General features: G+C 40.8%; 10 protein-coding genes and 2 pseudogenes. 4 read left to right on the top strand and 8 right to left on the bottom strand.

Annotated elements, in window-relative coordinates; genetic code table 11:
* Positions 1-69 precede the first annotated feature (69 nt).
* From D8805_RS00305 to D8805_RS00275, 8 genes and pseudogenes are all read right to left on the bottom strand, one after another.
* Positions 70-4695: pseudogene (locus D8805_RS00305) on the bottom strand (SIALI-17 repeat-containing surface protein); the annotation flags it as partial.
* 279 nt (positions 4696-4974) lie between these two features.
* Positions 4975-5082 (bottom strand): annotated as a pseudogene (locus tag D8805_RS10200) (YSIRK-type signal peptide-containing protein); the annotation flags it as partial.
* Positions 5083-5247: 165 nt separating this feature from the next.
* Positions 5248-12513 (bottom strand): SIALI-17 repeat-containing surface protein, encoded by a 7266-nt coding sequence (locus D8805_RS00300; protein WP_125415040.1) that lies wholly within the window; start codon positions 12511-12513, stop codon positions 5248-5250.
* 353 nt (positions 12514-12866) lie between these two features.
* Positions 12867-13640, bottom strand: a complete 774-nt coding sequence (locus D8805_RS00295) for an HAD hydrolase family protein (RefSeq protein WP_125415039.1) — start codon at positions 13638-13640, stop codon at positions 12867-12869.
* Between the two features lie 4 nt (positions 13641-13644).
* Entirely contained in the window at positions 13645-14502 is an 858-nt protein-coding gene (locus tag D8805_RS00290; RefSeq protein ID WP_185774549.1) for a bifunctional methylenetetrahydrofolate dehydrogenase/methenyltetrahydrofolate cyclohydrolase, read from the bottom strand.
* Between the two features lie 148 nt (positions 14503-14650).
* Positions 14651-14971 carry a TfoX/Sxy family protein gene (locus D8805_RS00285; protein WP_038804984.1) on the bottom strand — a complete coding sequence of 107 codons (321 nt, stop codon included), beginning with the start codon at positions 14969-14971 and terminating at the stop codon, positions 14651-14653.
* Between the two features lie 33 nt (positions 14972-15004).
* Positions 15005-15739, bottom strand: a complete 735-nt coding sequence (locus D8805_RS00280) for an amino acid ABC transporter ATP-binding protein (protein WP_125415037.1) — start codon at positions 15737-15739, stop codon at positions 15005-15007.
* Entirely contained in the window at positions 15739-16422 is a 684-nt protein-coding gene (locus tag D8805_RS00275) for an amino acid ABC transporter permease (protein WP_125415036.1), read from the bottom strand. The genes D8805_RS00280 and D8805_RS00275 overlap by 1 nt, the downstream gene beginning before the upstream one ends.
* A gap of 189 nt (positions 16423-16611) precedes the next feature.
* Between D8805_RS00275 and D8805_RS00270 the strand changes: the two genes are divergently transcribed.
* The 4 genes from D8805_RS00270 to D8805_RS00255 all read left to right on the top strand — a co-directional run bounded on the left by D8805_RS00270 (position 16612) and on the right by D8805_RS00255 (position 20272).
* The gene (locus D8805_RS00270; RefSeq protein WP_000443577.1) at positions 16612-16842 is read left to right on the top strand and encodes a DUF1797 family protein; all 231 of its coding nucleotides are present in this window, start codon (positions 16612-16614) and stop codon (positions 16840-16842) included.
* Positions 16843-17081: 239 nt separating this feature from the next.
* Positions 17082-19331: an ATP-dependent Clp protease ATP-binding subunit gene (locus D8805_RS00265; RefSeq protein ID WP_125415035.1), complete on the top strand. Its 2250-nt coding sequence runs from the start codon at positions 17082-17084 to the stop codon at positions 19329-19331.
* 130 nt (positions 19332-19461) lie between these two features.
* A complete protein-coding gene (locus D8805_RS00260) occupies positions 19462-19914 on the top strand; it encodes an NUDIX hydrolase (RefSeq protein WP_125415034.1) in 453 nt (150 codons plus the stop codon).
* Between the two features lie 58 nt (positions 19915-19972).
* Positions 19973-20272 (top strand): DUF1827 family protein, encoded by a 300-nt coding sequence (locus D8805_RS00255; RefSeq protein ID WP_125415033.1) that lies wholly within the window; start codon positions 19973-19975, stop codon positions 20270-20272.
* Positions 20273-20275 lie beyond the last annotated feature (3 nt).

Genomic DNA, 20275 nt, shown 5'->3' with positions numbered 1-20275 from the left:
ATAAATCTCTTCCTTCATATAGAAAAAGAGGGGACAAAGCCCCTCTACGAAATATCTCTTTTTTCAAAGTCAATTAATTTCTTTTTTACTTTTTGCGACAAAGATAGCAGATAGAGCTAGTCCAACACTTGCCAAGAAAATAGCTGTTTCTGACTGTTTCTCACCAGTTTCTGGCAATCTCTTGTCTTCTTTGGCAATTTGAACTGGTGCTCCTGAAGTCTGAGTTTTTTCTAACGAACTTAGCTTGAACTCTGGTTTCTCTACTGTCGGTGCTGCCTGGTCGCCTACTGTTGATAAGGGACCTGTGTAAGCTGGGAGCTCATGTTTCAAGGCCATAACGGAGTTGACTCCGCCCTGGAACTCTGGTTTTTCTACTGTAGGTACGGATTGGTCACCTACTGTTGATAATGGGCCTGTGTACTCTGGAAGCTCATGTACCAAGGCTTCAACTGCATTGACACCACCTTGGAACTCAGGTTTCTCTACCATTGGAGCAGATTGGTCACCTACTGTTGCTAGCAGACCTGTGTATTCTGGCAATTCATGCACTAGAGCCATCACTGCATTGACACCACCTGTGAACTCAGGAACTTCAAGCACGGGTGCTGGTTCTTCACCCTTACTTGATTGAACAGATTCTTCTGTCAAATCTTGATAGAAGCTCGCCAATTCATAAAACTCAGCCTTGCCACCTTCCCAGACTAATTTGACGTCTAGAAGAGAGCCACCATTTCGGATAGCGAAGGTTTGGAGACTAGATGTAATGGCACCGAGGTCTGTCCAACTGTCTTGACCATCCTTGAGTGTTCTAGCAAGAACACGTGCCTTAGCTCCTTCAGGAAGACTGGAAACGAGACGAAGGTGGTTGGCATTGGTTGGCTCAGATAAGTGATACACCAATTCGCCCTTGTCTTTTTCAGACTTGTAGCTGGTCAAGACTTTTCCGTCTACAAGATTGTTGTAGAGATTGCCTTGGCTTTCTCCACTGTTTCCTTCTACTGTCGGATCATTGATTGGTTTGACAAATTCACCATCATTGATGACCAATTCTGTAAAGCCTACAAAACGAGCATCATAGTCTGCAGTATAGAGAACACGGAGATAGTTGGCTTTGACTGGTGTCGTCAATTCACCTTCGATGTAGCGATTTCCTGGCATCTTAGAATCATGTGTCCAACCATCTGTCAATGAATCATCGTGTTGGCTATTGGCTACACCATCTCCTACTGTCACAACATCTGTCCAAGTTTTACCGTCTTGGCTGACTTGAATCTTACCATCACGAAGGTAGTTTTGAGTTCCGTCTTGGATGTAGGCTCTAATCTTCTTGATAGTGCGTTCGCTACCAAGTTTCAAGGTCACATGACCATCTTTATGGGCATAGTCTGAAAACTCAACGAAGTTGTTGTAAACACCGTCAAATAGTTGATCTAGGTTGTTTAGTTTACGAACATCATTGCTTCCGTATGTTGGATGAATGCCCATAGTTGTAGATTCTAGTTTGGTTGGTTGTACTTCTTTGGTTGTCACAAGGAGAGAAGTGGCTGTCACAGCTTGTTCCTGATCTGTTTTATTGACTAGACGAACATAACGTACTAAGTGGGTTGCCACAGTTCTGTCTGTCAACTGGCTGGCTGGTGTCCATTCTTGTGCATTTGCAGAATACTCTAGGCTAAGAGCAGGGTTGGCTTGGCCTTTGAGCTGGATGCTCTTGATCTGATGGATACGGTCAAGCTTCATACCTAGATAGCTATGAGCAGGGAGTTTGGTTCCAGCTGGAATTTGAAGCTCGTAACTGCCCAAGCTATCCACTACTGGTGTTTCCTTCAAGGAGTCCACGTTAGTGTCTGTTAAGTCAAGATTTGGACTATCGACATCTACTGTAAATTCCGCAATTCTCCACCACTTATTTAAGGTTTGTGTATTGCGAATGCGAACAAAACGAGTTGTAAATTCTTGCACAATATCAGAAGTTCGTTGCCCTGATAAATTTTGAAGCGTTGTCCAATTTGTACCATCTGCAGAATATTCGATGACACCAGATGCTAGTTTATCTCGTTCCCCTTGCATCAGATGAACTCGTTTTACTTTGTGCAGTCCACCTAAGTCCATTTGTACCCAGGCTTGCGCTGGTGTGACATTGGTCTGATCAACATGTGCCATCATGGATTCTGTGTTTTCTCGACCATCTTGCATCTGAACAACACTTGTTCCATATTTGTAAACAAGGTTTGGACTTAAACTAATAGTGCCCCTAACCTTCTTACTACCCAATTCTAGGGGTCTGTTAACAGCAATTTCACGCATGGCAAGCCAAGCATTATCCTTCTTAGCTGTTGCTATCATACGAACAGCTTGAGCTGTGATATCGAGGTCATTAAATTCCAGAATACGTTCTCTACCAGTATAAGCAGGGCTCGTTATGGCTTCCCATTCTCCATGTTCATTTTGATATTCAACAAGAGCATTACTAAAGGTATAATTATCGGCCGTATTAGTACCCGTAGCGAAACCTAATTTGTGTATTTTAATTGCCTTATTAAAGCGCAAGCCTACATAATCGCCTCTCTCAATCACAATGGTTGTTTTGGCAATCACATGTGTATCAAAGTCACCATCTGTGACTTCTTTCAATCCGCCTTCTATTCCAGCACGATTCGTAATAAATGTTGTCACAAATTTATCTGGATTCAACATTGCTTGGATATGTAAGGCTAAGTATTCTTTGAGATTATTGATAAATGGTCGAATATGTTGGACACCAAATTCTGCGTATTCATAATGGTCAACGTAAAAGAAGGCATACTTAACTGACTGGTCATAATGTTTGACTCCGGCCTGATAATACTCCCACACCTTGGCATCATTCTTTTCAGTAAGACCTTCTGTAGCTGTTAGGAAAGCTTCAAGCGCGTTCATTTGATCTACTGTATTCTCTAACCAATAGTGAATTTGTTCGATTAATTTCTGATCACCTTTTTCTTTAAGTAATAGAGCATTGGCTTTCAAACCAGCAAAAATTTCCCTCAACTCTTTTCTTTCAGTATCCAGATTTTGACCAGATTTGAGTTTGTTATAGAATTCTGTCAATTTTGGAGCCAATTCTACAGACTCTTCTAATTTAGTGACATGGGGAGGTCTATTTTGATTGCGCATGTGTTTTCCGAGTTCTCGAAAAGCCTTCGAAACACTGCTTTCTTCAAAATGATCATTAACTACATAGTTAAAGGCCATATCGTTGATTTGTTCTGCTTCTTCTACACTTCTCCATTGTTTCCATCCATACTGAGCCATATCAAAAAGTGCCACTTTAGATGCTTCAGATTGTTGCATTGGATTTAGCATAATTCCTTGTGCAAGTGATAAATCAACATTTGGATGTAAGAATTTTTCACCGCCTCCAAGAATTAGGTGGGGTTTTGTATTATCATTACATGGCCAGTTAATCCAGAACTGAATTGGACGGTAAGTCTTACCACCTTCTGTTAAATTTTTCTTTAAGTTCGTTAAGAATGTTTGGTCAACAGCCCCCCAGACCTTTCCACCAGTAAGAGTTAAATGGACATTTTCAGGAAGATATTCATTCAAGGTTCGAAGTTCAGCTTCAGTTCCTTGCCCCATGTACCAGGCAGGAACAAAAATCATATCTTTACGGAGACCACTGTATGTTGTTTGTTTTTCAGTCAACCAATTTGTGATATCCTTCATCAAGCGAACATAACTATGGTAACCACCAACTGGGCTTGGTGCATCATCTGCAAGCACACCAAATTCACGCACTCCCACGTCCAACAACTGAGTAAACTTAGCCTTTATGGTTGCAAGATCAGCCTGGTAATGCGCTTCATTGCCAAAGCGGATACGATTGTTCATAAATGGATGGATGGTCCAAACATAACGTGTCTTTGTTTGATTACCGACACGTGCAAGTTCTCGGATTTCAGCCAGTTTTTCTTCTGGGTAAAGTTCACGCCATTTCTTATTGTGGTATGGATCATCTTTTGGTGCGAAATAGTATTGAGTTAACTTCAATTCACTTCCATAACGCATCAATTCTTTACGATTTTCATTAGACCATGGATTTCCATAGTAACCTTCGATAAACCCACGGTTCTTGATTTCAGCGTAATCTTCCACTGTCACATTGCGAAGGACTGGCACTTGACTTTCCTTGAGCATATGTTTCAAGGTTGTCAAACCATAAAAGACCGCATCTGTGTCTTTTCCGACGATGAAGATAGAGTTGTCCTTGATGGTCAGAGCATAAGCATCAATTTTGTCAAAGAGACCTGCGGAAACCTTGGACAAGTTTTGTTCTGCTTGTGAACCTTGTCCATGCACTCCAAGATAGATATTAGTTGCGCCAGAAACGACCGTTTTACTAGTTTTGTAAGATACTTGATTGTCCTGCAAAACGCTCTTCAAGCGATTGCGAGTATAGATATCGAGTTGATCGCCCATTACCAGATTGACTTGCTTACGAAGGGCTGTGACACCTTCTCCATAAGTCACTTTTTGTGGAGTTGGAAAGACCTTGTACTCTTTTTTGAGATAGTCTGAGCTCTTGCTGGCAGCTTCAATACTGGCTTCGCTAGCTGGTTTGCTTGCAGTGAATTGATCTGCCAATTCAACTGTTCCATCACCTGTTTGCTCTACTTTTGGAGTTTCAGGTGTAATTGGTTGACTAGGTTTAGCGATTTCTTTATCATTTTGTCCTCCACTCATGGCTTCAGACGGCTTTGTTTCATTCTCTGGAATTCCAGGTGCTTCAGCTGGTTTAAGATTATTTGTCGAATCAGTAGAACCAATCGTTCCTGTAGTTTCTCCATTTCCAACTGTCGAGCTAGCTTCCTTCCCAGCATTTTCTTCTGCTTTCTTCAAAACTGCTGCAAGTTCATCAGGTAACTTTTCCAATGGCTGAGCTTGAGTTATAGTTCCCTCTTTATCTCCTACACTACCTGTTTCTGCTGCCTCTACTAAATTAACACCAAAGATACTGGCACCAATCATAATAGAAGCTACTCCAATAGCGAATTTACGAATACTGTAATGACAACGTTTATTGAAAAAATTTTTATCCATCTTTATCTTATCTCCTTTCATCCAAACACGAAAGTAAACGATTCCATTTTTACTAGTAAAGACGGAGAGGCCTAATCGGTCCTCTCCATCTCTTCAACTCATTTATCGATGTGATTTTTTATCATCGACCAGGCTATACCAATAGGATAGCATTAGACGCACAAACTAATCCTCTTTTCGTTTTGCAGTTAACAGGGCTGCTGACAAGGCCAAGCTAACACCTGCCAAGAAAATGGCTGTTTCAGATTCTCCCTCACCTGTTTCTGGTAATCTATTTTGCTCTTCTTTTACTACTGAAACATTTGGTTTTATAGTCTGGTCATGAGCTAATAGCTCTACTGGATAATCTGGTTTTTCAAGAACAGGCGCTTCCTCATTTCCTACCGTGGCTAGAACACCATGATACTCTGGAAGTTTATGTTCTAGAGCCATTACAGCATTAACGCCGCCCTTAAATTTAGGTTTCTCAACGCTTGGTGCCGCTTGATCTCCTACAGTAGCAAGAGTTCCTGTGTATTCTGGAACTTCGTTTACTGCTGCTTCTACAAAGTTAGCACCTCCTTTGAATTCTGGAACTTCATTGACTGCTGCTTCCACAAAGTTAGCACCTCCTTTGAATTCTGGAACTTCATTGACTGCTGCTTCTACAAAGTTAGCACCTCCTTTGAATTCTGGAACTTCATTGACTGCTGCTTCTACAAAGTTAGCACCACCTTTGAATTCTGGAACTTCATTGACTGGAGCTGGCTCCTCGCCTTTACTACTTGAAATAGATGCTTTCACTCCTACTTCAACAATGCGATCCTGAGCCTTTCTTTCTTCAGAATGAACAAGACTTCTAGTAGTACCCAAAACTTGAATATAGTCAACTTTTTCTCCATCTTGTCCTTCAGAAACGATACGACGTTGACCTTGAGCAAGTTCAGGGTTTTCACGAATAACTTCTTTAAACGGAAGCGGAGTCTTTTCAATTTCCAAACTTGGAGTTTCTGCTACTAAGTTCTTAACGCCTTCTGTTGGTGTTGTTTGGAAGGTAGACTTAAAGTGTAAACGATATTCTTTCACCAGATTTCCATCTTTGGAAACAAGACGAACCAGTGTTGGAAGATTGGCATTTCCAGAATCCACAACTGTAACTACTCCATGTCCACTAGTTGTTGCAGTGACTTTTGGTTTTGAACCCATTGTTGTTAGAGTGTAATCTGTCACATTTGGATCAAAGTTTTCCAATGCTTTTCCGTCGATCGAAATAGTCGCTGATGGTGTTTCCACTTCTGATCCCTTGCCTGCAGAGTAGGCTGTAAATTCTACAAGTGCAAGACCATTGGTGGTAGCCTTACGAGTCATGCGCGCACGAATAGCTGTCGTTTGAACCGGTTCAAAGTTAAACTCGATTGGTTTACCAGCTACTAATTCTCCAGAAGCTTTGTAAGAAATTGGTGCCCAATTTTCTGCCTTGTTAAATGGATGATCGGCATTTTCTTCGTAACGAGAAATCGTACTTGGTTCTGTAAAAGCAGGACCAATATATCTTTCTAGAACCATTTTCTCTGGAGCATCTGTGCCACTATCTTTAAAGAACTGAATGGCTACTTTCCCAATAGATTGAGAAGCAATTTTTCCATCCTTCTTAAAGAGTAATCCAACAGAAGTTTCTTGATTTTTCGGAGTACGAGACCAGTTTGTCCAACGTCCATCTTCATTGTATTTTCCATCATTGATATAGAAAATTCGATCATGTGAAGCTGCTTGAGTATCGTTCGTTGTCGAAGCAAAGGCTTTAGAATCAGTTTCATTGTTGCTTGGATTTTCTGAAATGACTTGATTGCCTTTAGAAACAACTGTCACCTGCATTTTAGTCGTTAGATTTGTACCAATGACATGACCGGTAACTTCAAATGTTCCCTCATGCTCTGTCGCATGTTCAGGAATAGCATCCCACTTCACTGCAAGTTTATCTGTAGTCCAATTAGTTGAAGTTGGATAATAAACACTTACTTCTGAAGGAAGTTGAAGATTGTCTCCAACATTCAAGATTTTAGCACTGTTTTCTGCAGCAAGAGGTTGACTAGTTTCTCTCTCATCATTGCGGAAAATTCGATATTCTTTCAACACCGTACCATCTTCTGCTTTCAAGATGAGACGTGTTGCACCTTTTGGACTTGTTGCAGGAACAACTGTTACCAAACCATTATTGCTAGCTGTTGCTGTGATTTCTTTGCTAGATTGAGGAATATAGTAATCTGTCTTAGATGGATTAAAATGTTCAAGATCCTTGCCATCTACCTTGATAGAAATCTCTGAACTTGTTTCACTTAAGACCTTGTTTCCAAGCACAGTTAGCTCTGTCAGACCAACACCTGATGTTCCATCTGCTTTCTTCATACGAATACGAACAGCGTAGGTTTCGACCTTGTCAAATGTGAAGTGATTGGTTTGAGTTGCAGACAGCTGACTTGGAGCATGTAAGTTTTCAACTGCTTTCCAATTGTCTGGATTATTAAATGGATGATTGCTATCTCGTTGCGCATGACTGACATCACTTGGTAAATCTGGAATTTCTTTACCTACATAATATTCAACTACATATTCTTTTGGAAGACCAATTGCTCCATCAGTATAGAAATCAACCGACAAATTGTTGACAAAACGCTTCGTCAAGTCTCCTGAATTACCAAATAAGATAGAAGCCCAGTCATTATCAGTATTTGTTCTCCAAGTAGTCCATCTATTTTTAGCATCTGATGGCGTTCTTGATACAGTCAAATCGTTCAAGGTGTTGGCTGTGTCATCTCCTCCTGTATTGGATACAATGGCAGCTGGTAATTGTGAACCTGTCCATTGTTTAGAGATATTATTTCCAGCAACCACTTGACTAGACACTCGAACATGAGCTTTAGTTGTCAGATTGCTACCTACTAAACGACCATTGATTTCATAGACCCCTTCAGTTTGACTAAAGTTGGCTGGAACCTGATCCCAAACAACATCTTTGTAGATAGTTGTTCCGTTAGAATGGTAAGCCCGGACATTAGCTGGCAATTGAACCGTCTCACCCTTAGGTACTGTGAGACTGATTTCCTCTGCAACTTGCAATCCTTCAACCGTTACAGTCGCTTGAGCTTCAATATCTGTGCCTTCCACATGTCCTTTAAGCGTAAAGCTATGATAGTGCCCCAACTCTTTTTCATCTACCTTATCCCAAGCTACAGATACTTTGCGTGGCAAGCCCTTATCAAATTCTGCTCCAACTTCTTTAGGTAGATTCGGTTGCTGATTGATATCTGTAGAAACAGACACAGGATGAAGTTTCACAATCTTCTTGCTGACTTTATTTTCTTTAATCACCACTTCAGTGGTTACAGATTCTGTTTTCTCTGTTTGATTATCGATTCGAGGTGTCAAAGTCACTCTTCCCTTAGTATAGAGCAATAGATTCTGACCATTCACCTCAAGATGTCCCCCATCAGATGATTTAGCTTCTAAGTGAATATCTGAAGCCGAAAACTCTGTTTGTGAACCGTCCTCATAACGACCAATGACGTGATAAGTTAATACTTGATCTTCAGTGGCAGTTTCTTTTCCTTCTACAACCACTTCCAAACGTTTCAAAGCAGGAGCTTCCTTCACAAACTGAATTAAGTAAGTTTGAACCAAGTCACCCTTTTGGTCACTCAAGAAGACAGAAGCTTGATAACCATTATCAGCAGAAGCTTGCTGAACAGTTACTTGATATCCGGTAGTCTGAGCTCCAACACTTGGAATAGTTGTAGTGTAAGGAAGGGATACACGGTAATAGGTCTTGCCAGACTCAAAATTCTCAAGAGCTTTATCCCCAACAGTAAGTCCTGTAATGCTACTTGTTGTTTCCTTACTACTTGCGATAAAGGTTGCAGTCACTTCACGGTCGTCATCTACCAATTTACCAGTAGCCTCCGTACGTCCACCTTCCTTGTTCAAAGCAGCAGGGTCTTTCAAGGTCCAAGAAACAACATCAGTATCAATCAAGCTACCATCTGTCAGAACAGCTGTGACCGTTTTATCCAAATCAGCCGCATTCGTTCCAACTGGGACTGTAGCAACTTTTGGTAACCATCTATCTAAAGCAATCACTTTAACAAGTGCCTCAGCTTTAGTTTCCAAACCTTCTACACGTCCAGATACTTTTTTCTCACCTGCGCTTGTAAGCAAGTCAGATGGCATTTCCCAAGTTACAGTCTTTTCCTCAACACTACCGTCACTATAAATAGCTGTTACTGTTTGAGGTAATTCAGGATTTGTCGTCACATCAGTTGTTGCTTTTACAGGAGCAAAGGCTACAAAGTGACGATTTTCTTTCTTACCAGACACCGTTGCGACCGTTGCGCTATCAGATGTCAAACCAGCAGAATCTGCATAAAGAGTAAATTTACCTTCTTTTTCTGTTGATTTTACAATGACAACCCCTTTACCATTGAAAGCACGTCTTTGCCATGTTCCATCTGCTTGAGCTTTGTAGCGTTCACGACTAGCTTGTTCTCCATTATCCACACCAACGATTTGTCCCTGACCATGAAGATTGAAATGAACAAGATTGTTAGCTGTAGGAACCACATTACCATCGCCATCAACAATTTCATAATGGATGTAGGATAGGTCCTTTCCATCTGCAGTGATAACATGCTCTTCTTTAGTCAGACGAACTCTTGCTGGCTCCCCAGCAGTTGTCACACTATCACGCGCAATTTCGTTGCCATTTTCATCTCGAGCAATCGCAGTCAGTGTGCCTGGTTGGTATTTCACAAGCCACTCAAGATACAATTCACTTGGTTTAGCTCCCTCATGATATGGACGTCCATCTTCTGTCCTTTTCTTAGTAAATTCCTTTTTACCAAGCGACTCTCCATTTAAGAACAATTCGACGCTTGCAGCATTTGAGAAGGTACGAACCGGAACCTTTCCATCAATCAGCATCTTGCGATCCTTAAGGGTCTCTTCAGTCCAGTTCCAATGTGGTAAAATGCGAACAGTTGGCTTTTCTTTAGCACTATACCATTCACTACGGTAAAGGTAGAAATCATTCTTTGGTAAACCAGCTGTATCAATAATACCAAAGTAAGAGCTCTTGACAGGTGTACTATCTTGGTTATGCCATGGAGTCGGTTCTCCAATATAGTCAATTCCTGTCCAGATAAATTGTCCAGCATAGCCAGCACGATCACGGTCAAAAGTCCATGATTCAGTAGCTGTTCTTCCCCATCCAACACGGTCATTACCATAGTCAGATTGTTCATAGTGACGATTTGGACGATTGTCATGTCCAAGGATTTGAGCAGGGTTATAATAAGAATCACGCGTCCTAGTAGCTGAAGAAGTTTCAGAACCATAAATGAGCCAGTCTGGATGCGCTCTACGAACAGCATCATAATTACGTTCACCATAGTTCATACCGACAGCATCCATAATTTCTGCGAGTTTCAAGAAATCACCTGTCGCTGCACGACTAAATTTGTTTTCCCCCATGGTTACATAACGCTCAGTATCAATCGCTTTGATAACTGCCTTCAAGCGTTTAGCAGTTTCGATAGAACGAGGACTACCATTTGCCTCCTCTACCTCATTTCCAAGAGACCACATGACGATAGAAGGATTGTTCTTATCACGTTCTACCATTGTTCTGAGATCAAAATCAGACCACTTCTCACCCTTCTTAGCCTCCGGATGAGTTGCATCTTGATCAAAGAACCGTCCATAGTCGTAAGTCTTCTTGCCACCATACCAAGTATCAAAAGCTTCCTCTTGAACCAAAAGACCTAAACTAGCTGCAGCATCAAGTAACTGAGGACTCGCTGGATTGTGGGTTGTTCGAATAGAGTTAACCCCCATATCTTTCAAGAGTTTTAATTTACGATAGGTAGCCTTATAATTCTCTTCTGCCCCCAAGGCTCCATTGTCATGGTGAATACTTACTCCGTGGAATTTCATGCGTTCACCATTCAGAGAGAAACCTTCCTTAGCAGTCCAATTGAAATAACGGTAACCAAATGTATCTTCTGTTACATCAACTAGTTGACCTTCTTTATAAACCTTTGTTTTCAACACATACAGTTGAGGATGATAACTTTTTGTCGTCCAAAGAGTTGGTTTATTAACTAGGATTGTTTGTCTGAAATCTGCAGTTTCATTTTCTGCTAAATTCTTCGTTTCAGAGCGGACTAATTCTGAAACAACCTTACCTTCCTTAGTAAAAATTTGTTGTTCCACAAAGACTTTAGCAGCCTTCTTACCCGTATTTTTAATCTTACTTTGAACCTGTGTTTCAACATTCCCTTCTTTTTGCTCAGCAAGTTTTGGAGTAGTGATATGATTACCATTTTCGGCAACATGGACTTTATCACGATAACTAAGGGTTACATCACGATAAATCCCACTTCCTGAATACCAACGACTACTTGGTTGCTTATTGGTCACTTGAACAGTAATTGAATTTTCACTACCATCCTTGTTTAAAAATTCTGTGATATCATATGAAAAATGATTATAGCCACTTGGATAATGTCCGACAAATTTACCATTTACATAGACCTTTGAATCCATGTAAACCCCATCAAAATTGATACGAACATCCTTATTCTTGTCTGCTTCGTCTAATGTGAAAGTCTTACGATACCAAGCTGTTCCACCATTTAACTGCCCACCTTCATTACGAGCAGGAGACTTGTGATCAAAGTCAAAATAAATACTCCAATCATGAGGAAGATTCAATTTAGACCAATCATGAACATCCACATCTTTTTTTGAAAAATCTCCTTGGGCATTTAGTTTAAAATACCAATCTTTATTAAAATCTTGTTTTCGTTCCGATAATAGCTGTTTTTCCTTTTCAACTTCGGCTTTGTTTGACTCTCTAGACAGCACTTGCGATTTTTCAGAAGAAGGTTTAATCTCTGTGTCTGCTTTCACTTGGTCCTTTTCAGAAGTTTTTTTAGAATCCTCTTTCACTTCTGTTCCAGCTGTTACTGCAGATTCAACAGGCTTTGGATTTGCCTCTTCAGATTTCTGTTTGTTATCAGCCTTGTTTCCTTCTTCTACTTTATTTGGAGTTTCCCCTTTAGGACTAACCAATTCACGACTACTCTCGTTAGTAGGTGTAGTAGATTCTGTATCCTTAGTCACTTTGTCTTCTGCCGATTCAGCTTTTGGTTTTACAAACTCACGCCCACCATTCTCATCAGCCTTTGCAATAGCAGCTGCCACATCATCGGGAAGCTTATCTAAAGGTTGAGCTTGATGAACAGTTGTTTCTTCTGTTTTGGCATTGGATGAAGCCACCTCCTCAGCTTGTACAGCAGAAATACCAAATATACTAGCCCCAATCATTACAGATGCCGCACCTATTGCAAATTTACGAATGCTATAATGACAACGTTTATCAAAAAGTCTTTTGTTCATCAAAATCCTCATTTCTTTTTCTTGATACAAAGTAAGCGTTTACTTTATTTTAAAAAATAACCTCCTTCTGAATACACAAACAAGTACCAAGTTTTATAATATATTTTATATATTAAATATATCAAAACGCACCTTAAATTGCAATTATTTTCCATTAATTTAACCCAATAAAATGATATATAAGAAGGGGTCATTTAAAAGGAATAGTTGCAATGAAAATAGCTTTCGATTCTAGACTCTTTCTACTACAAATTGAATTCCATTAATATCTTTTTCAAACTTCAAATTTATAGTTTATAGACTGAATTACTCTACATAAAAAGAAGGCGAACCTTGTTCTACCTCCTTCTACACTATTTTCCCTTAAATTCCGCAAAGGTCTGTAAGATTTTAGCTGCAACTGCTGGAGAAGGTTCTCCTTTTATCTCTAACGTGTCATCTGCATATGGAGTAAGGCCAGCAAAATCTCCTATCTGGACAGAATAGAGAGACGTTTTAAATAGTTCAATATCGTTTTGGTCATTTCCAAAAGCGATGAAGTTCTCCCCACATAACTTTTCAACAGTTGTCGCCTTATGAGTATCCAAGGGGTTGACATAAAGGCACTTTTCATGCGCATGATAGGAGAGATGAGCCTGTCCCAGTCTTTCTAACTGACCAAGCAGGTCATCAAGCAACTCCTCATGGTCTCCCATATAAACGACTACCTTAATCGGAGTACCTAAGTCCTTGAGTTTCTGATGACGAGCTACCTTTAGGGGATCCACACTAGAGATAAATGGAATTTTTTCCACAATCTGACCACTGTAGTCAAAGTAATCATCTGCAAAGAAAGGGAGATTATAGGTCTGGCAATAATCCACTAGCGCCTGATAAACTCTAGCATCGAGATTTCTCTCATAGATGGCTTTTCCTAGATAATAGGCTACACCACCATTCAAACCTATAACCAAGCGCTGACTGAGATCGGTACCTAATAAACCCAAACAATCCCGATAAGAGCGAGCTGAGGCAAACACAAGCTCATGACCATAATCTTCAGCCTTTAAAAGAACCTGCTGAATCTCCTCATCTATGGTCATGTAGTCAAAAGATAGCGTTCCATCCAGGTCAAATACGAATTTCATCTTTCTAGTCCTTGTTTAGTGTTCGAAGCGCTGCCTGATAGGTTTGCTCCATTAGCATGGTAATCGTCATAGGACCAACTCCACCCGGTACAGGTGTGATGTGGCTAGCAAGTGGTGCAACAGCATCATAATCAACATCTCCACAAAGCTTGCCATTTTCATCTCGGTTCATCCCAACGTCAATGACAACCGCTCCCGGTTTGACAAAGTCAGCAGTCACAAACTTAGCGCGACCGATTGCAACTACAAGAATATCTGCCTTAGCAGCCACCTTGGCAAGATGATGGGTGCGTGAGTGGGTCAAGGTCACAGTCGCATTCTTGGCTAAAAGAAGCTGAGCCATCGGTTTTCCAACGATATTTGAACGACCGATAACAACCGCATTTTTACCTTCCAACTCAATCCCATACTCATGAAACATCTCCATAATTCCTGCTGGTGTTGAAGGAATCATAACTGGATGACCAGACCAGAGGCGACCCATGTTTAGAGGATGAAAACCATCCACGTCTTTTTCGGGGTCAATGGCTAATAAAACTGCCTCTTCATCAATATGTTTTGGCAAAGGTAATTGAACCAAAATCCCATGCCAAGCTGGATCTTGATTGTATTTGGAAATCAAGTCTAACAATTCCGCTTGGGTAATAGTCTCTGGAACTCGCACTACTTCACTACGGAAGCCAGCAGCGAGAGCTGACCGTTCCTTATTGCGAACGTAGACTTGGCTGGCAGGATTGTCCCCCACCAAAATCACTACCAATCCTGGAACTAGACCTGTTTCTTCTTTTAGTTTAGCCGTCTTCTCAGCCAACTGTCCTTGTAACTTAGCCGCAAGAGCCTTCCCATCGATAATCTGAGCCATATCTCTTCTCTTTTCTATCAAATATCCTCTATTATATCAAAAAATAACTCGCCATTCTAACACTTCTTGCCTAATGGACCCTATAGTCTGAAACTATAAGAAAAAGCTCGTATCGAGCTTTTATGCCTATTTATACTAGGTAAATTTGTCATGCTTTCTTTTTGACTTTTGGAGCCGGTAAGACTTCATACATCTCCTTGATTAATCTCGCTAGAAATGACTTATCTTCAAGGTCTTCTAGTAGAATCATCTCTTTTGCTCCTTCATAAGGACGTTCAAGCCTAGTCTGTCCCAGTTGACCCAAAACTACCTTCACAGGCTTCAGTAACAGACGATTATCATAGATTCCCACAATAATCTTACCACGATGATAAAGAATATACTCTCCCATCATTGGACGATAACTCATCTCCTCTAGCTCTGATAGCTGTTCGAGAATAAAATCTAAATATTCTTTACTGGAAGCCATAATGCCTACTCCATTTCTTCTAAAAATGAGGTCTTACAAAACCTTACTTAAAAATTCCTTGGTCCGTTGTTCTTTTGTTTGATTGAAAATCTCCTCTGGTGTTCCATCTTCGACAACAACTCCATCCGCCATAAAGATAACACGGTCTGCTACCTCACGCGCAAAACCCATTTCATGAGTCACAATCACCATAGTCATCCCTGATTTAGCGAGGTCTTGCATAACAGCTAGAACTTCTCCAACCATCTCAGGGTCTAGGGCTGAAGTCGGCTCATCAAAGAGCAAAACATCTGGCTCCATAGCAAGTCCACGTGCAATGGCAATCCGTTGCTGCTGACCACCTGACAAACTCTGAGGATAGGCCTTTGCCTTATCTGGCAAGCCAACTTTTTCTAACAGTTCCTGTGCTCTTTTCTCCGCAACTTCCTTGCTTTCACCTTTGGTTTTAATTGGTGACAAAGTGATATTTTCCATCACTGTCATATTGGGAAAGAGGTTGAATTGTTGGAATACCATACCCATCTTTTCACGCATGGCAAAAAGGTCATTTTTCTTATCTGTGATATCGACTCCTTCAAAGATAACCTTACCTTTACTTGCTTCTTCAAGGAGATTCATCGAACGAAGGAGAGTTGATTTCCCGCTCCCTGACGGACCAATAATGACCACAACTTCTCCTCGTTTAATCTCAAGGTTGATGCCTTTTAAAACTTCATTTTTCCCAAAAGACTTATGTAGTTCTTCAATTTTAATCAAGGTTTCTGTCATTATTTCTTGTCTCCTTGTCCAATATGTTTTTCAAATGCTTTCAACGCCACTGTCAAAACAGAGGTCATAATCAAATAGTAAAAGGCTGCAAATAAGAGAGGCGTTAGAGGTAGATAGGTCGTCGTTGCTACCGTTGTAGCTCCATTCCAAAGTTCCATGACTCCGATTGTTGACAAAAGCGAACTATCCTTGATAATGGTGATAAATTCATTTCCAAGAGCTGGAAGAATATTTTTGATAGCCTGTGGCAAAATGACATAACGCATAGCATTTTTAGGACGAATACCCAAGGAATAAGCTGCCTCTAACTGCCCTTTAGGAACTGCATTAATCCCTGCACGAACGGTTTCAGACACATAGGCACCACTATTCATCGAGATAATCAGAATACCTGGAATTAAACGGGAAAGGTCCACACCTAAAATCCATACTTGAATAGTGGGCGCATCGATATGCATGAGGGCAAATGCAATCATGATTTGCACCATCATCGGTGTTCCTCGGAAAATCCATACATAGATATTCGCAAACCAGACAAAAGGTTTAAAACGTGAGCGTTGAGCAAAGGCCAATAAGACACCTAGAATGGTACCGAAAAAGACTACCAAAATTGAAATCACTACAGTGATAAGAGCACCATAATTAAAATAAGGTAAATACTTTGGTAAAAAGGAAAAATTCATATAAACTCAGCTTTCTAAACATTAGATTGTATGATTATAACATATCTTGAATTAAAATTCAATATTTTTCACTGATTTTCACCAATAATTTTATGCAAAAGAGAAATAGCGAGAAATCTTAGTTTTTTCTAGTCAAGTCCCCGTGGTTTATGGTAAAATAGTAACGATAAGAAATGGAGGAGAATCATAATGGAATCACATTTGGTTAGAATCATCAACCGCCTAGAAGCTATGACAAAAGATGGCGGAAATCTAAAACGTAATTTTGAACGTGAGGGTGTTGTTGTCGCAGAAGTTGCCTACAGCCATGACGAAGAAAACGGATCACTCTTCACCCTTCGCGACGTAGAGGCTCGTGAAACTTATACCTTTGATAGCATTGATTTGATTGCAATGGAGATCTACGAACTCCTTTACTAATATAAAAACATCGGGCAGTATCCCGCCCGATGAATGAAAATCCTTTTTGTCACCACAAATGGGATTTTTTCTTACCTTCAATGTCACTTGATTCTCCATGAATCCTTTTTTTAAAAACGACCATTTCCCAATCTTTTTACTTGCTTTACACCTTAATCATGCTATAATGAGAGTATAAAACTTTGACTATTTTTGACCTTTTTCTTAGGACAAGGATAAGAATGAAATGAGGTAGATGTATGCTCTGTCAAAACTGTAAAATAAACGACTCAACAATTCATCTGTATACCAATATCAATGGACAGCAAAAACAAATTGATCTCTGTCAAAATTGCTATAAAATTATCAAAACAGACCCAAACAATACCCTCTTTAAAGGAATGACTGACCTAAACAATCGTGACTTTGATCCTTTCGGGGACTTTTTCAATGATTTGAACAATTTCAGACCTTCTTCTAATAACATTCCTCCCACTCAATCAGGTGATGGTCACGGTGGAAATGGGGGTTATGGGCCTCAAAACCGTGGTCCACTTCAAACACCTCCTAGCCAAGAAAGAGGACTCCTAGAGGAATATGGTATCAACGTAACTGAGATTGCTCGTCGGGGAGATATTGACCCTGTTATCGGTCGAGATGAGGAGATTATCCGCGTTATCGAAATCCTCAACCGTCGAACCAAGAACAACCCTGTCCTTATCGGAGAACCTGGTGTTGGTAAAACAGCCGTTGTCGAAGGTTTAGCTCAGAAGATTGTCTATGGCGATGTTCCCCATAAACTCCAAGGCAAGCAAGTTATCCGTTTGGATGTGGTTAGTCTAGTTCAAGGAACAGGTATTCGAGGCCAATTTGAAGAACGTATGCAAAAACTCATGGAAGAAATCCGCAAACGAGAGGACATCATCCTCTTTATCGATGAAATCCATGAAATTGTTGGCGCAGGATCAGCAGGTGATGGCAATATGGATGCAGGCAATATCCTCAAACCTGCCCTTGCCCGTGGTGAATTGCAACTGGTCGGTGCCACTACTCTCAATGAATACCGTATCATTGAAAAAGATGCTGCTCTAGAGCGCCGTATGCAGCCTGTCAAGGTAGATGAACCAACTGTCGAAGAAACCATTACCATCCTCAAAGGGGTTCAAAAAAAATACGAAGACTACCATCATGTCAAGTACACAGACGCTGCTATCGAAGCTGCTGCCAATCTTTCCAACCGCTACATCCAAGACCGCTTCTTGCCTGACAAAGCTATTGACCTTTTAGACGAAGCCGGTTCAAAGATGAATCTGACGCTGAACTTTGTTGATCCTAAAGTGATTGACCAGCGTTTAATTGAAGCTGAGAATCTCAAGGCTCAGGCTACACGAGAGGAAGACTTTGAAAAAGCTGCCTACTTCCGTGACCAGATTGCCAAGTACAAGGAAATGCAAAAGAACAAGGTGACCGATCAGGATACTCCAATCATCAGCGAGAAAACGATTGAACATATCATCGAGCAGAAAACCAATATCCCTGTTGGGGAGCTAAAAGAAAAAGAACAGTCTCAATTGATCCATCTAGCAGAAGATCTCAAGGCCCATGTTATCGGACAAGACGAGGCTGTCGATAAGATTGCCAAAGCCATCCGTCGTAATCGTGTTGGACTTGGTACTCCCAACCGCCCAATCGGAAGTTTCCTCTTTGTCGGACCAACTGGTGTCGGTAAGACAGAACTTTCCAAACAACTAGCCATTGAGCTCTTTGGTTCTGCTGACAGCATGATTCGCTTTGATATGAGTGAATACATGGAAAAACACAGCGTGGCTAAGTTAGTCGGAGCCCCTCCAGGCTATGTCGGCTACGATGAAGCTGGTCAGTTAACGGAAAAAGTTCGTCGCAATCCTTACTCTCTCATCCTTCTCGATGAAGTTGAAAAAGCCCACCCAGATGTGATGCACATGTTCCTTCAAGTCTTGGACGATGGTCGTTTGACTGATGGGCAAGGACGCACAGTTAGCTTTAAGGATGCTATCATTATCATGACTTCAAATGCTGGGACTGGTAAGGCTGAAGCCAGCGTTGGTTTTGGAGCCGCTCGTGAAGGGCGTACCAACTCTGTTCTCGGGGAACTCGGCAACTTCTTTAGCCCTGAATTTATGAACCGTTTTGACGGCATTATCGAGTTCAAAGCTCTCAGCAAGGACAACCTTCTCCAAATCGTCGAACTCATGCTGGCAGATGTCAACAAACGCCTCTCTAGCAACAATATCCACCTCGATGTGACAGACAAGGTCAAGGAAAAGTTGGTTGACTTGGGATATGATCCAAAAATGGGAGCACGGCCACTCCGCCGTACCATTCAAGACCATATCGAGGATGCCATCACAGACTACTACCTTGAAAACCCAGGTGAAAAAGACCTCAAGGCAGTCATGACAAGCAATGGTAAGATTCAAATCAAATCTGCCAAAAAAACAGAAGAGATTGCTTCTGAAAAAGAAGAATAAAACGATTTAACAGGTGCAGGAAGTCCATCAATTTCTGCACCTTTTTTACTAAAATAACTGTTTATTCTTGACAGCTCGCCCCTCGTCCATTATGATAATAATAAAGATACTAGAGAATGAGGAAAATGCGATGGCAAACCCAACTTTTGGTGAAAAAAAAGAGAATGTGACCTACCTGCCCCGCTACGGCGTTTACGTAGTTATTCCTGATCCAGAAAAAAAACAAATTGTCTTGGTTCAAGCTCCCAATGGTGCTTGGTTCTTGCCAGGTGGAGAGATTGAAGCAGGCGAAGATCATCAAGAAGCACTGAAGAGAGAACTAATCGAAGAACTTGGCTTTACAGCTGAGATTGGAATCTATTATGGGCAAGCTGATGAGTATTTTTACTCTCGTCACCGTGATACCTACTACTACAACCCAGCTTATCTCTACGAAGCTATTTCTTTCGAGGAAGTACAAAAACCTTTAGAAGACTTTAATCATATTGCTTGGTTTCCTATTGATGAAGCAATTGAAAAACTCAAACGTGGTAGCCACAAATGGGGAATTGAAGCTTGGAAAATTCAGCATAGAATTGACTAAAATACACGATTTTATCCAAAAAGTGCTATAATAGAGTTAGAAAATCGGAGGAACTATTATGAAGCTTATCAACACGACTAATTCACACTCGCAACTTGTTAAAAGCCAATTAGAAAGTACTGACGCAACTCTTGTTGAGGTCTATTCTGCTGGAAACACAGATGTGATTTTCACACAAGCTCCGCTTCACTATGAAATCCTCATTTCCAACAAACACCGTGCTATTCGTGAACCTGAAATCGAAACCATCCAAGACTTCTTCTTGAAACGTAAAATCGATAAAGGAAGCATTGATGAATCCAATATCAAGACGCTTTATTCAGATAAATTGATTGAGATTTCAATCCCTATAAAATAAGAA

Origin of the sequence: Streptococcus oralis subsp. dentisani, assembly GCF_003944205.1 — a bacterium.
Classification (GTDB): Bacteria; Bacillota; Bacilli; order Lactobacillales; family Streptococcaceae; genus Streptococcus; species Streptococcus oralis_BH.
This window is presented reverse-complemented; position numbering and strand designations above follow the sequence as displayed.